Raw genomic sequence first — 13,001 nt, 5'->3', positions numbered from 1 at the left:
CGGGTCTTACTGGCCCATGGCCTTCTGCTTGGCCGCGGTCAGGTAGTCGGCCCACTGCTGGCCCAGCTCCTCGGGCGAGATGTCGCCGAGCAGCGCCTGCTGGCTGGTCTTGATGACGAGCGAATCCTTGAAGAAGGCAAATTCTTCGAGATCCGTCGGCATCATCGTCGGCATGACGTCGGGATCGTTCAACTCCTCGAACCAGCCCTTGAACTTGTCCTGGGCGTAGAACGGGTCTTCCTCGGCCGACTTGTGAACCGGCAGGGCGCCGGTGCGCTTGTTCCAGGCGATGTTGCCCTCCGGGCCTTCCAGCGTCTCGATCAGCTTCCAGGCGAGATCCTTGTGCTCGCTATTGGCGAACATCGACCAGCCGGCGAAGCCGATGGTCGGAAACGCCTTGCCGTCGGGCCCCTTCGGCATCGGTGCCACGCCGTATTCGTCTTCCGACATGTGATCGTCGATGGCGATCAACGCGTCGGGATCCTGATCGAGAAGCGCGCAGGTGCCGGAATAGAAGCCGGCGACGATCTCGTTGAAGCCCCAGTTGACGGAATCCTTCGGGGCATAGCCCTTCTTGTAGAGGTCGATCAGATAGGTGAGGCCCTTCACCCAGCCCGGATCGGCGAAGGTGGAGGTTCCGTCCTCTTTGAAGAAGGCGTTGTCGCCGGCCATGGTGGCGCCGAACATCACCCAGCCGTTGAGGCCGCCAGGCCCGCCGCGCAGGCAGTAGGCGGACTTGCCGGGCAGCTTGGCGATCTTTTCGGCCGCCACGGTGAACTCGTCCAACGTTGCGGGCGGCGCCTCGACGCTGGCCTCCTCCAGGAGCTTCTTGTTGTAGAACATCGCCCGCAGATAGAAGCCGTAGGGCAGCGTATAGGCGGTGTCGTCGACGCTGCGGCCGAACTCGATCGCGCGGTCGTTGAGCCCGCTGGTGTACTCCCAGTCGGCCAGATAGGGCTCGAGGTTCTCGAGCGCGCCGTTCTTGCCGTAGAGCGCCAGCCAGGTGTCGGGCATCTCCACGACGTCCGGCGTCTCGCCGGCCGAGACCGTCGTGGCGAACTTCTCGAACGCTTCGCCCCAGGGCAGCGAGGTGATCTCGACGGTGACGTCGGGGTTGGCTTCCTCGAACTTCGCCACCAGGCTCTTCAACGTCTCGGTGCGTTCCGGACTGGTGATCACCTCGGTCAGCTTCAGCGTCGTCTGCGCCGTGGCCGGAACCGCGGCAAGGCCGGCGAGCATCGTCGCCGCCATCAGCATTGTCTTCATGGCCTTCCTCCTGTCGTCATCGGTCTGGGTTCGTGTTGCGCATCTGTCTGCTTCGTCCGTCACCGGACGGCCTGGGCGATGGCCCCTTCGAGGTCGGCCCAAAGGGCTTCGGTGCCCTCCAGGCCGACGTGAAGGCGCACCGAATTCTCGTCGATGCCGAAATCCATCGCCGAATTGGGCTGGGCGGCCTGAGCCCGCACCACCTTCCCGGGCACGGCGAGACTCTCGTGGCCGCCCCAGCTCACGCCGAGGCGAAACAGCTTCAGCGCGTCGACGAAATTGCGGATGTCGACGCCGTCCTTGAAGATGAAGGAGAACAGTCCGGACGTGCCGGTCAGCCCTTCCGGCAAACGATTTGCAAGGCCGGGATGCTGAACGGACGCCACGGCCTCGTGCGCGGCCAGCCGGCGCGCGATGGCGAGCGCGCTCTCCTCATGCGCCTTCATCCGCAGCGGCAAGGTGCGCAGCCCGCGCACCAGAAGCCAGCCGTCGAAGGGCGACAGCTTGCCGCCGAGATAGGGCAGCGCCTCCGAGCGGATGCGTCCGACGAGATCCTTCGGCCCCGTCACGGCGCCGGCCACCACGTCGCTGTGACCGCCCAAATATTTCGAGGCGGAGTGCAGGACGAGGTCGACGCCGAGCGTCAGCGGTTTCTGAAAGATCGGCGAAGCCCAGGAGTTGTCGATGACGGTCAGCACCCCGGCGTCGCGAGCCAGCTTGGCGAGCGCCTTGACGTCGTGGACGTCCATCACCCAGCTCGTCGGGCTTTCCATATAGAAGAGCTTGGCGCCCGGCAGCGCCTTGGCCACCGCCTCCTTGTCGCGTCCGTCGACATAGGTGACCGCGATGTTGAGGCGCTTCAGCAGCGTCTCGAACAGGCGGTAGGCGTCCGGATAGACGTGGCGGACGCAGACGATGCGGTCGCCAGGCGAGACGAAGGTCAGCACGGTCGACGAGATCGCCGCCATGCCGCTGGCGAAGCCCAGCGCATCCTCGCCGCCTTCGAGCTCGGCAAGCTTTTCCTCGAAGATGCGCGTGGTCGGGTTCAGCCCGCGCGAATAGGTCGGCCGGATCTTGAGGCCGCGATAGGTCGCCTCCATCTCGTCGAAGGAGGAAAAGGTGAAGAGCGAGGTCTGGACGATCGGCGGCACCACCGCGTCGTACGGGTTGGCTTCGTCATGGGCGGCGATCAGCGAGGCCGCATCCTCGATGGAATTCAACGGGACATGTCCTTGATATCCTCCTCGACGATGTCGAGGATGGCGATGGTCTTTTCCCGCGCCCTGTCGGCGTCGCCGGCGGCGATCGCGTCGTAGAGTTCGCGGTGGAAGGGGAAGGATCGGCGGGCGAAGTCCGGCCGGTCGAACGGCTTTTCGAAAAAGTGCTCGAAGGCCGCGCGCATCTGTTCGAGGATCTGGCCGAACAACGGGTTGTGCGTGGCCTCGTAGATCGAGAGGTGAAAGGCGAGGTCCTCGCGGCCGGCCGTGCCCTTTTCCAGATGCACAGCTTCCATGACCTCCAGCTTTTCGCGCATGCGGTCTAGATCCGCCGGCTCTGCGCGGCGGGCCGCCACCGCGCTGGCCTCGGCCTCCAGCCCACGCCGCACCTCGAGAGTCTGGAGCAGCGCGTCGCGCAGATGCGTGGCATCGATGTGCAGCGGCACGTGGATGGTCGAGGACGAAATGCGCGTCAGAAGAAAAGTGCCGAGGCCCTTGCGGGTCTCCACCACGCCCAAGGCCTGCAGTGTGCGCACCGCCTCGCGCGCCGTGGACCGCCCGACGCCGAGCGCATCCATGATCTCGCGCTCGGACGGCAGCTGGTCCCCCGGCTGAAGCGTGGAACGGTCGATGAAGTCCGCGAGAGCCTTCACGGCAGCGCCGGTGCGATCGGATTGCGGCAACCGGGAAAGGCCATTCAACAAGCGTCTCGCACTCCGAACGTCGATTGCTATCAGACATCAGACATGTTGAACCAGTGCCTGTCAAGGCGCGCACGCCTAGTTCATTGGCAATGCGACCAAATGATCAAATCCTCGGCACTTCGCGGACCCGAGTGCGTCTTTGGTGAGGCGATGCAGCGAGCGTGTCAGGGCGTTGCCCGACCGAGTGCCGGATGCATCAATCGGGATCGGATTCGAAAATGTCCCCCCTTTCCAGCGATCGCGATGGAGGCAGACGTACCGATGGCAGGGCAGCCTCGGTCACCCTGCCTCATTGGATATTCAAGCGCTTAGATCACCTGGCCTCCCGAGACTTCGATCCGCTGGGCGTTGATCCAGCGGTTGTGTTCGGTAAGCAGGCTGGCGATCATCGGTCCGATGTCATCGGGAACGCCGACCCGACCCAGCGCCGTCATGCCGGCGAACTCCTTGTTGACGTCGGGATTGTCGCGCACCAGTCCGCCGCCGAAATCGTTCTCGATCGCGCCGGGCGCCACGGTGTTGACCGCGATGCCGCGCGGACCGAGTTCCTTGGCCATGTAGACCGACAAAACCTCGACCGCGGCCTTGACCGCCGAATAGGCGGAAAAGCCGGGATAGGAAATCCGCGTCAGGCCGCTGGAGATATTCACGATGCGGCCGCCGTCGGCCAGCAGAGGCAGCAGCGCCTGGGTCAGAAAGAACACGCCCTTGAGGTGGACATCGACGAGGCCGTCGAACTGCGCCTCACTGGTCTGGTCGAACATGGCGTATTCGCCATGGCCCGCATTGTTGACCAGATGGTCGAAGGTCTGGCGCTGCCAGGTTTCTCCGAGCACGGCGCGCAGCCGTCCGACGAACGGCGCGAAGTCGGCGATGGCGCCGCTGTCGAGCTTCAGCGCCACCGCCTTGCGGTTCATGGCGGCGATCTCGGCGCCCACCGCCCGAGCCTCTTCCTCGCTGCTGCGATAGGTGATGACGACGTCGCTGCCGGAGCGCGCGATGGCGAGAGCGGTATTTCGGCCGAGCCCTCGGCCGGCGCCGGTCACGAGTGCGATCTTGGTCATGGCGTATCTCCTGTGGTTGGGATGCCCGCATGATCGACCGATCCGGCGTGTCGATGTTGCCGGAAGCTCGGCATTCCTTGCCTAATTCTCCAGGATGGATTTACGGCGTCGGGAGAGGCGGCTATCCTTGCGACCATGACAGACACACTGGTCGACGCCGCTCGCCGCTACGCCGAGAACCATTCCGACGCCTCCGGCATCGCGCGCACGCCGATTCCGGGCCTGACGATCGTGCGCGCCGTCGCCCCCAGCGGCCTCGACTATGCCATCTCGCGGCCACTCGTCGCCCTCGTTCTGCAGGGAGGCAAGGAGGTCGCGCTCGGGGCGGGACGCTATGCCCTGAAGGCCGGTCAGTCGCTTTTGATCTCGGCCGATGTGCCCACCGCGAGCCAGATCACGCGCGCAAGCGTCGTCGCTCCCTATCTCTCACTGGTCCTCGATCTCGACCCGGCCGTCATCTCGGAACTGACGGCGGAAATGGATCCGGACCCCGAGGCCGTGGGCGCGCCCATACGGGTCGAACCGAGCGACGGCGAGGTCGTCGATGCGGCGCTGCGGCTGATGAATTTGCTCGATCGTCCGAAGGCCTTGCCGGTGCTGCGCGATCCGCTGGTGCGCGAAATGCACTATTGGCTTCTGGCCGGCCCGCACGGGGCGGCGATCCGGCGGCTGGGGTGGCCGACGAGCCATGCCGGGCGGGTGGCGCGCGCGGTGGCGGTGCTGCGCGCTCGATTCGCCGAGCCGTTGCCGGTCGAGCATCTGGCCGACGTCGCCGGCATGAGTCTGTCGTCGTTCCATCAGCACTTTCGTGCCGTGACCTCGCTGTCGCCCCGGCAGTTCCAGAAGCAGCTGCGACTGATCGAGGCGCGCCGGATGATGCAGGCGGAGGGCCTGAGCGCCAGCAGTGCGGCGTTCGCGGTGGGCTACGAGAGCGTACCGCAGTTCACCCGCGAATACGGCCGGATGTTCGGCCTGCCCCCGGCCAGGGATACCCGGATCGCGCGGGCGGGGGCCGCCGCCTGAAATCGGTCCGCCGGGCAGCGCGCTCGGCGCCCCTCGGTCGCGCCTACCACTCCGCGACACTGCCGTCGGGATGGCGCCACACGGGATTGCGCCAGCGATGCCCCTCCTTGGCCCGCTCGACGACATAGGTCTCGTCGACCTCGATGCCGAGGCCGGGGCCCTGCGGGATCGAGACGAAGCCGTCGGCATAGTGGAACACCTCCTTGTTGGCGATGTAGTCCAGAATGTCGTTGCCCTGGTTGTAATGAATGCCGAGGCTCTGTTCCTGGATGAAGGCGTTGTAGGACACCGCGTCGACCTGCAGGCAGGCGGCCAGCGCGATCGGGCCGAGCGGGCAGTGCGGCGCCAGTGCCACGTCGTAGGCTTCGGCCATCGTCGCGATCTTGCGGCATTCGGTAATGCCACCGGCATGGCTGAGATCGGGCTGGATGATGTCGACATAGCCGTCGGCCAGCACCGACTTGAAGTCCCAGCGCGAATAGAGCCGTTCGCCCAGCGCGATGGGCGTCGAGCAATGGTTGGCGATCTCCTTCAGCGTCTCGCGGTTCTCCGAGAGCACGGGTTCTTCGATGAACATCAGCTTGAAGGGTTCGAGTTCGCGCGCCAGCACCTTGGCCATCGGCTTGTGCACGCGGCCATGGAAGTCGACGCCGATGCCGATGTCGGGACCCACCGCCTCGCGGATCGCCGCGATGGTTTCGACTGCCCGCGTGACCTTCGCGTTGCTGTCGACGATCTGCATCTCTTCCGAGCCGTTGAGCTTGATCGCGGTGAAGCCGAGCGCGACAACCTCCTGGGCATGGCGCGCGACATCGGCGGGGCGGTCGCCGCCGATCCAGGAATAGACCTTGATGCGGTCGCGCACTTGTCCGCCGAGCAACGCATGGACCGGCTGGCCGAGCCATTTGCCCTTGATGTCCCACAGCGCCTGGTCGATGCCGGCCAGCGCGCTCATGTGAATGGCACCGCCGCGATAGAAGCCGCCGCGATAGAGCACCTGCCAGTGATCCTCGATCAGCATCGGGTCCTTGCCGACCAGGTAGTCGGAGAGCTCGTGAACGGCCGCCTCGACCGTCAGCGCGCGGCCCTCCACCACCGGCTCGCCCCAGCCGGTCACGCCCTCGTCCGTCTCGATCTTCAGGAACAGCCAGCGCGGCGGCACGACATAGGTGGTGAGCTTGGTGATCTTCATCGGGATCTTCTTTCCTATGTCTCGGGCTCGCAGACGGCCGGCCCTGCATCGTCGACGCGGTCTACCGATTCCGCCGTCCGGGTTCACAGGCAGCCGGTGACGCCGCCATCCACGTAGAGGATATGGCCCGTTACGAAGCTCGCGGCGTCCGAGGCCAGGAAGATCGCGGCGCCCGCCAGTTCGTCGACCTCGCCCCAGCGCTTGAGCGGCGTGCGGCCGACCAGCCAATCGGAAAAGCCGGAGTCGGCGACCAGCGCCCGATTGAGTTCTGTCTTGAAATAGCCGGGCGCCAGTCCGTTGACCCGGATGCCGTAGGGTCCCCAGTCGAGCGCCATGCCCTTGGTCAGCATCTTCAGGCCACCCTTCGAGGCGGCATAGGGCGCGATCGAGGGACGGGCCAGTTCGCTCTGGACCGAGCAGACATTGATGATGGAGCCGCGGCGGCGTTCGATCATGCCCTTCGCGACCGCCTTGCCGACTCGGAACGCGCTGGTCAGATTGGTTTCGATGAGGCGCTGAAACGCGTCCTCGGGAAACTCGTGCAGCGGCGCGCGATGCTGGATGCCGGCATTGTTGACGAGGATGTCGATCGGCCCCTGCTCGTCGACGATCGTCGCGACGGCGGTTTCCACGGCTGCGCTGTCGGTGACGTCGAAGACCGCGCCCGTGGCCTCGAAGCCGAGGTTCGCCAGGGCGCGGCAGGCCCCGTCGATCCGCTCCGCCGTGCGTCCGTTGAGCACCACCCGCGCCCCTGCCGCGGCGAAGCCGCGCGCCAAGGCGAAGCCGATCCCGGCGCTCGATCCGGTAACGAGAACGTGGCAATCCCGCAATCCGAAGGCTTCGGACAAAAAATCGGAACGGTCGGACGAGACGTCGGTCATCAGCTCTTTCCCTCTCATCGACCCTTGATCGATAGCCCCAGCGCGGTCGTGCCTCGGGTCACGCGGCCGGCGCGGCACAAATGGACGGGGCGGCGCTCATGCGCTGGGCGGCTCCGGCTCTGGCTCCGCGTCGGCGGCACAGCGGAACCCCATGTGGCCCGTGCTGGAATCGGGCGTGTTCGACGTGCGCGCCGCCACCCGGTAGCGGTTGCAGTAGGAGGCGTGGCAAAGATAGGAGCCCCCCTTGGTCACCTTGGCGGGGCCGGCGCCCGGTCCCTTGGGATTGATGCGGGTCTCCGGCGATGCCGGTCGATGCCAGTCGGCGCTGAAAGTGTCGGCGCACCATTCCCAGACGTTTCCGGAGGTCTCGTAGAGGCCGTAGCCATTGGCCGGAAAGGCGCGAACCGGTGCGGTCGACAGATAGCCGTCCTCGCCGGTGTTCTCGTTGGGAAACCGTCCTTGCCAGATGTTGCAGCGGTGCCGCCCGCCGGGCTGCAACTCATCGCCCCAGGGATAGGTGGCCTGGTCGAGGCCGCCGCGAGCGGCCTTCTCCCACTCGGCCTCGGTGGGAAGCCGCTTGCCCGCCCAGGCCGCATAGGCGGCCGCATCGTTCCACGAGACGTGGACCACCGGATGATGGCGCCGCTCCTGCCAGCGCGAGCCCGGTCCGTCGGGGCATCGCCAGCTCGCCTGTCGCACCCCCAGCCACCAGGGGGCGCCAGGCACCCGCTGCTCGATCACATGGTCGCGGGCGCCGGGATGCAGGGCGGCATAGAAGACGAAGGACCAGCCGAAGAGCTCGGCCTCCGTTTCATAGCCCGTCTCGTCGCAAAAGGTCGCGAAGGCGGCGTTCGTTACCGCCGTTTCGTCGATGAGGTAGGCATCGAGCGCGACCTCCCGCACAGGCCCCTCGCCATCGCCGGCAAAGACGATCGGGTCGTCGCTTCCCATGCGAAACGGGCCGGCTGGGATGTGGACCATGCGTCCGCCGGTGCGCTTGCCGCCCGGCGCGATGGTTTGCGTACGAGCCGGTTCCGTTTCCGGTCGGCTCGGCGTGCAACAAGAACGGTTGGCGGTCATGGTTCTGGCTCTCGCAAAAAAACGGCCGACAAGCAATTGTCGACAACCGTCGGATGAAGCCGTCGGCGGATAAGGTCGATTGGAGTGCCGCTCCGCCGCGCGGAAAGAAAAGCCGCTCGCTGCGAGACCGCTAAGCCTGCGCAACGCGCTCCATCCGCGTCGGCTCCGAACGCATGATCGCCTGCACCATGCCGAGCAGAAGCTCCTGCTTGAGCGCCTGGTGTTCGGGTTCGGCCCAGAGATTGTGAAGCTCGCCGGAATCCGCGACGAGATCGAAGAGTTCGCCCCATTCGCCGCGCCGGTAGACGGTCAGCTTGTAGCGCTCTGTGATGTAGCTCATGACATGCGGCATGTCGGGATTGTGCCGGTTTTCGCACAGCGCGAAGTCGCGCACGCTGGCGACGTCGCCTCGCCAGCAGGGCATCTGCGAGACGCCCTGCATCGCACCGGGAACGGGCAAGCCGGCGGCATCGAGGATCGTCGGCGCGAAGTCGACGAGGCTCTGCAGCGCATCCGACACCTGGCCGGCCGGCACGACGCCCGGCCAGCGCACGATCATCGGCACGCGCAGCATGTCCTCGTAGTGGAACGGCCCCTTGGCGACGAGCCCGTGCTGGCCGAGGAAATGGCCGTGATCGGTGGTGAAAATCACCAGCGTATTATCGGCGATGCCGAGCCCGTCGAGCGTGTCGAGCAGCCGGCCGACCTCCTGGTCGATGAAGCTGATCATGCCGTAGTAGACGGCCTTGTCCTTCTTCAATTCCTCTTCCGGATAGAGATGGCTGTCGCAGCCATGTGCCTCGTAGGGCTTATGCCAGGTGCCGTAATCCGGATTTTTCTCCTGCGTCTTGGCGAAATGCGGTGGGTTGCGATCGTGCTCGCCGGGCACCACGTGGCCGACCTCCATGTCATCGGGATCGTACATGGAGGCCCAGGGCTCGCTCACCGTGTAGGGCGGATGCGGATCGTGGAAGCTCGTCCAGAGGAGGAACGGCTTTTCGCCCCGACCATGCGCGTCGAGATAGGCGAGCGACCGTTCGCCGGTCCAATGGGTGTAGTGCAGGTCTTCCGGCAGCCCCCACGCCCGGTCGGAGCGCGCCCAGTACTTGCCGGCCGGGCTGCGGCGCGGCGCGTGTTCGGCGGTATCGCCCGGCAAAGGCTGGAAATACTCGCGCCACTCCGAAAAGCCCTGCTCCTCCATCCATAACGCGTAGTGCTGGCCGACATGGCTCTCGTCGGCATGGTTGCGGGCGAGTTCCACATGCTCGAAGCCGTACCAGGTGCGATTGAAGCCGCGCCAGAAATCCAGGTCGCGCAGCGTCGGCTGGGCTTCGAGCGACGGCTCGTCCGGCCGCGATGCCAGCGGCTGGAAATGCGCCTTGCCGATCAGCGCCGTGTCGTATCCGGCCTCGATCAGGTGGCCTCCCAGCGTCGGCACGTCCTCGGGCAGCTTGACGCCGATCGTCCAGGCGCCGTGGTGCGAGGGATAGAGGCCGGTGATCATGCTGGCTCGTGACGGCGTGCACACAGGATTGCAGCAGTAGGCCCGGTCGAACCGCGTGCCTTCCCGGCACAGCCGGTCGAGATTGGGCGTCTTGAGCGCGGGGTCGCACGCGCCGATTGCGGTGTAATGTTGTTGGTCGGTGGTGATGAGTAGGATGTTCAGTGGCTTGGCCATCACGTTTAACTTCAGCGCGGAGCGGCGTTGCCCGAAACTCAAGCGCTACTCGCCCCTCCTTCTCGCAATTTCCTTAGCGACGTCCGACAATCCCGGCTCCGCTCCCTGAGGTCACCAGGAACCAGCGAACGCATTTGATCAAATTCGCGATGCATGAGAAGTATCAAATCTAGTAATAGCGATGCCTTTTCTTTATCGCAAAACCAGCGGTCCGGCGTCGGCCGGCGTCCGAGCCGAGGTGTGATTCGTACGAGGTCGGGTAACGGCAGGCCGAGGGCGAGCCGCTAAAGGCTTGGCCCGGCTGCATCTTCCCTATTCGGGAAAAAATCGTCGCAAAGCGAAAGGAAAGCCTGCAGGGGGAGGTAGTCCGCGGCGCTCTTACGAAACATCGCTCCGGTCGGTGAGATCCGCCGACCGAGGTCGATCGGCGCCAGCTTCAGTCCCATCTCGGTCAAGCCAGTTACGAAAGCATCGGGCAGCATGCACAGGTAGTCTCCCTCCTGGAGCAGTCGGATGATGAAGAGCAGCGACGTGGAGCGCACCCGAATGTTGGGCATGACACCAGTCCGTTCGAGAACCGCATGCAAGGTTTCCGTCTCGTAGATTTGGTCGGCCTCGAACGCGATCCACGGGTAGGCGAGCACGGCGGCATAATCGTCCGCTCGACAATCCTGAAGCGGGTGGCCGGCGCGCGTGACGATCTTGTCCCGGACCGTCGAGAACGGCCGAACGAGAACGCTCGAATGCCGCTGGGCATCTGCCGGCAATCCGCCGAGCACGATGTCGAACGTTCCGTCAAGCAAGGTGTCGAAGGCCGAATCCGCCGTCACATATCCGATTTCCAGCGACAGATTCGGAAACATCCGTTGCAACTGGGCTGCAAGGATCGGCATCACGACCGCAATCCATAACGGCCCGCAACTGATCCTCAGCACGCCGGCCATGGTTGCCGGTTCGCTCCGCAGTTCCTGTTCGGCCAGTTCCCAATCACGCCCGAGCCGCGAAATCATCCCCAATAGCCTGTTGCCGAACGGTGTGGGGCGTACGCCTCGCGCATGGCGCTCGACCAGACGCTGCCCGTAATAGCGTTCCAACTGGTGCAAAGATCGCGACAGGGCCGGCTGCGTGATGTGGAGCGACTCGGCCGCCTTCCGCAGACTGCCGGCTCCGGCGATGGCCTGAAATCGAAAGAGCAGGCCCGATTTATCCAACATAGTGATAAAAATCCCTTATCGCTGAGCGCAATGATAGTATTTGTCTCTTATTGCTTCAACTGCTAGCGCTGGTTTCCCGCGTTGCTGGAGGAGCGGCAGCGTGGGAGGAGTTTTGGGAGGAATAGGATGACTCTATCAGGGGTAACCCGCCGGCATTTCATCGCCGGCAGCGCCGCCGTCGGCGTGCTTGCCTTGAGCGGTGGCCGCCGGGCCTTGGCCGCCTCCGAGGTCGATTTCAAGATTCCGGAGCCGATCGGCGACCTGAAGGCCGACGGGCCGTTCCGATGGATCGACAGCGGCGATCAGAAGGGCGTGTTCTTCAAGGAGTTCTTTCCGGCCTACGAGGCTGCGCGGGGTGTCGAAACGGTCTATGACGGCCTGCCCTGGCAGGAGATTTCCACCGTGCTGCCGCTCGGCATTCGCAACGGGACGGCGCAGGATGCCTTCTGCCTGCCGTTGAACGTGTCGCCCGGCTATGCGGTCGCCCAGGGCTGGGTTCAGCCTTTCGACGATCTGATCCCCGATTTCGAAGCCTGGAAGGCGAATTTTCCGGCCGGTTCGTTCCTTGAGGGTCTTAACGTCTTCGACGGCAAGGCCTATGGATTGCCCTATACCTCCGGGCGGGTGTCGTCGGCCCATATCCTCTTCAACCGTAAGCTGATGGAGGCTGCCGGGCTGGATCCGCAGGCCACCTCGTTCACCTGGTCGGGCTTCCGCGACGCAGCCAAGAAGATCACGGAGGCCAGCAGCGGCTCCGCCTATGGCTTCATCATCGGCGGCGCGCAGATCAACCGCTGGCAGGACACGACGCGCGCCATCGCGCAGATGGCCGGCGCTTCCGGCGGCTCGCATGCGTTCTATTCGGACCTCAATTTCCGCACCGGCGAGCTGCTCTACGATACCGACGAATATGTCGGCGCGGTCGAGTTGCTGCTGGCGATGAATTCGGACGGCAGCGTGTTTCCCGGCTCCATGGGCATGACAGCGCCGCAAGCCCGCGCCTTCATGCCCCAGGGCGTCGCCGGCATGATCCTGCAGGGACCGTGGAACGTGCCGCAATGGGAGCGCGAGAATCCCGACTTCGACTTTGGCGTCGCCAAGCCGCCGCTGCCGGACGACAAGGATCCGCTGCCGATCATCGCCGAGGCGGTGCCGTCCGTCGCCAACATCATGTTCATTTATGCCAAGGCGAAGAACCCGATGATCGCCGCCGACGTGTTCCGCTATCTCGGCACCGAGGACGGGCAGATCGCCTGGGGCAGCCTGGATGGCCCGGCGGATCCTCCGATCATGCCCTCGGCCATCGAAAAGGCGAGCATGTCGGAGCGCTCGAAGGCCATCCTGACCATGGCCAACGAGATCATCCGCGTCGGCCCCAACCCGTTCGTGCGCAATCCCGCGCTGTCGGAGGTCACCAAGGTCTATCAGGAGCCGACGCCGAGCTTCGCGCAGACGGTGCAGGGTCTGTTCACCGGGCAGATCACCGACGTCAAGAAGAATATGCAGCTCCTGAAGTCGAACACCGACAAGGCGATCGACGCTGCGTTCAAGCTGGCGCAGGAGGCCGGGGCGGAAGTCAGCCGCGACGATCTCGTTTTCCCGAATTGGGAGCCGACCAAGGACTACACACAGGCCGATTACGACGCATTGTGAGGTCGTGCACGGCGCCGCCCCGCCGCTTT

Annotated in this window: 11 protein-coding genes; 2 read left to right on the top strand and 9 right to left on the bottom strand. The window is 65.0% G+C overall.

Annotated features, from left to right (window positions below):
- Positions 1 to 6 precede the first annotated feature (6 nt).
- The 4 genes from SMD10_RS05550 to SMD10_RS05535 form a co-directional block, all read right to left on the bottom strand.
- On the bottom strand, positions 7 to 1,266 hold the full coding sequence (locus SMD10_RS05550) for an ABC transporter substrate-binding protein (protein WP_331684664.1): 1,260 nt from the start codon (positions 1,264 to 1,266) through the stop codon (positions 7 to 9).
- A 59-nt stretch (positions 1,267 to 1,325) separates the two neighbouring features.
- The gene (locus tag SMD10_RS05545; protein ID WP_331684663.1) at positions 1,326 to 2,486 is read right to left on the bottom strand and encodes a PLP-dependent transferase; all 1,161 of its coding nucleotides are present in this window, start codon (positions 2,484 to 2,486) and stop codon (positions 1,326 to 1,328) included.
- Positions 2,483 to 3,187, bottom strand: a complete 705-nt coding sequence (locus tag SMD10_RS05540; protein ID WP_331684662.1) for a FadR/GntR family transcriptional regulator — start codon at positions 3,185 to 3,187, stop codon at positions 2,483 to 2,485. Before SMD10_RS05540 ends, SMD10_RS05545 begins: the two co-directional genes overlap by 4 nt.
- A 308-nt stretch (positions 3,188 to 3,495) precedes the next feature.
- Entirely contained in the window at positions 3,496 to 4,251 is a 756-nt protein-coding gene (locus SMD10_RS05535; RefSeq protein ID WP_331684661.1) for an SDR family NAD(P)-dependent oxidoreductase, read from the bottom strand.
- Between the two features lie 135 nt (positions 4,252 to 4,386).
- Here SMD10_RS05535 and SMD10_RS05530 point away from each other — a divergent pair, with 135 nt between their 5' ends.
- The gene (locus tag SMD10_RS05530) at positions 4,387 to 5,274 is read left to right on the top strand and encodes an AraC family transcriptional regulator (protein ID WP_331684660.1); all 888 of its coding nucleotides are present in this window, start codon (positions 4,387 to 4,389) and stop codon (positions 5,272 to 5,274) included.
- 43 nt (positions 5,275 to 5,317) lie between these two features.
- Here the strand turns inward: SMD10_RS05530 and dgoD are convergent, their stop codons facing one another.
- The 5 genes from dgoD to SMD10_RS05505 all read right to left on the bottom strand — a co-directional run bounded on the left by dgoD (position 5,318) and on the right by SMD10_RS05505 (position 11,319).
- On the bottom strand, positions 5,318 to 6,466 hold the full coding sequence (gene dgoD, locus SMD10_RS05525) for a galactonate dehydratase (RefSeq protein ID WP_331684659.1): 1,149 nt from the start codon (positions 6,464 to 6,466) through the stop codon (positions 5,318 to 5,320).
- Between the two features lie 83 nt (positions 6,467 to 6,549).
- Positions 6,550 to 7,347, bottom strand: a complete 798-nt coding sequence (locus SMD10_RS05520) for a glucose 1-dehydrogenase (RefSeq protein WP_331684658.1) — start codon at positions 7,345 to 7,347, stop codon at positions 6,550 to 6,552.
- 96 nt (positions 7,348 to 7,443) lie between these two features.
- Positions 7,444 to 8,427, bottom strand: a complete 984-nt coding sequence (locus tag SMD10_RS05515) for a formylglycine-generating enzyme family protein (RefSeq protein WP_490338289.1) — start codon at positions 8,425 to 8,427, stop codon at positions 7,444 to 7,446.
- A 130-nt stretch (positions 8,428 to 8,557) separates the two neighbouring features.
- On the bottom strand, positions 8,558 to 10,105 hold the full coding sequence (locus SMD10_RS05510; protein ID WP_331684656.1) for a sulfatase family protein: 1,548 nt from the start codon (positions 10,103 to 10,105) through the stop codon (positions 8,558 to 8,560).
- Between the two features lie 284 nt (positions 10,106 to 10,389).
- The gene (locus tag SMD10_RS05505) at positions 10,390 to 11,319 is read right to left on the bottom strand and encodes a LysR family transcriptional regulator (RefSeq protein ID WP_331684655.1); all 930 of its coding nucleotides are present in this window, start codon (positions 11,317 to 11,319) and stop codon (positions 10,390 to 10,392) included.
- Positions 11,320 to 11,445: 126 nt separating this feature from the next.
- On the opposite strand from SMD10_RS05505, the gene SMD10_RS05500 reads away from it, so the two are divergent.
- Complete coding sequence (locus tag SMD10_RS05500) at positions 11,446 to 12,972, top strand: ABC transporter substrate-binding protein (protein WP_331684654.1); 1,527 nt, start codon at positions 11,446 to 11,448, stop codon at positions 12,970 to 12,972.
- The last annotated feature ends 29 nt before the right edge of the window (positions 12,973 to 13,001 follow it).

The organism is Consotaella aegiceratis (assembly GCF_036541425.1).
In the GTDB taxonomy this organism is placed as follows: domain Bacteria; phylum Pseudomonadota; class Alphaproteobacteria; order Rhizobiales; family Rhizobiaceae; genus Consotaella; species Consotaella aegiceratis.
This window is presented reverse-complemented; position numbering and strand designations above follow the sequence as displayed.

Coding starts and splice junctions, on each gene's coding strand:
- SMD10_RS05550 (WP_331684664.1), bottom strand. CDS start 1,266: ATGAAGACAATGCTGATGGCGGCGACGATGCTCGCCGGCCTTGCCGCG.
- SMD10_RS05535 (WP_331684661.1), bottom strand. CDS start 4,251: ATGACCAAGATCGCACTCGTGACCGGCGCCGGCCGAGGGCTCGGCCGA.
- SMD10_RS05530 (WP_331684660.1), top strand. CDS start 4,387: ATGACAGACACACTGGTCGACGCCGCTCGCCGCTACGCCGAGAACCAT.
- dgoD (WP_331684659.1), bottom strand. CDS start 6,466: ATGAAGATCACCAAGCTCACCACCTATGTCGTGCCGCCGCGCTGGCTG.
- SMD10_RS05520 (WP_331684658.1), bottom strand. CDS start 7,347: ATGACCGACGTCTCGTCCGACCGTTCCGATTTTTTGTCCGAAGCCTTC.
- SMD10_RS05515 (WP_490338289.1), bottom strand. CDS start 8,427: ATGACCGCCAACCGTTCTTGTTGCACGCCGAGCCGACCGGAAACGGAA.
- SMD10_RS05510 (WP_331684656.1), bottom strand. CDS start 10,105: ATGGCCAAGCCACTGAACATCCTACTCATCACCACCGACCAACAACAT.
- SMD10_RS05505 (WP_331684655.1), bottom strand. CDS start 11,319: ATGTTGGATAAATCGGGCCTGCTCTTTCGATTTCAGGCCATCGCCGGA.
- SMD10_RS05500 (WP_331684654.1), top strand. CDS start 11,446: ATGACTCTATCAGGGGTAACCCGCCGGCATTTCATCGCCGGCAGCGCC.